Origin of the sequence: Pseudomonas sp. HY7a-MNA-CIBAN-0227 (assembly GCF_040310325.1) — a bacterium.
Classification (GTDB): domain Bacteria; phylum Pseudomonadota; class Gammaproteobacteria; order Pseudomonadales; family Pseudomonadaceae; genus Aquipseudomonas.
Genome location: NZ_JBEOPT010000394.1, coordinates 1 through 230, shown reverse-complemented (window position 1 = coordinate 230; position 230 = coordinate 1). Strand labels below are relative to the sequence as shown.

1 pseudogene is annotated in these 230 nt (G+C 41.3%); it reads left to right on the top strand.

The window, feature by feature from the left end:
- Positions 1-192, top strand: a pseudogene (locus AAEZ06_RS28395) (beta-ketoacyl-ACP synthase I); the annotation flags it as partial.
- Positions 193-230 lie beyond the last annotated feature (38 nt).

Genomic DNA, 230 nt, shown 5'->3' with positions numbered 1-230 from the left:
ATCTATTGCTTACTGATGCTACAAGAAGGCTTCATTGCGCCAAGTATTAATGTTGAGAATTTAGACCCTGCGGCTGAAGGCTTTGATATCGTCACCGAAAAACGCGACGCCAATCTCGAAACCTTGATGAGTAATAGCTTTGGCTTTGGCGGTACCAATGCCACCTTAATTATCAAAAAGTTTGACGCGTAAATTATGCCCGTAAAAAATCATAAGAATACTGAGCAGAC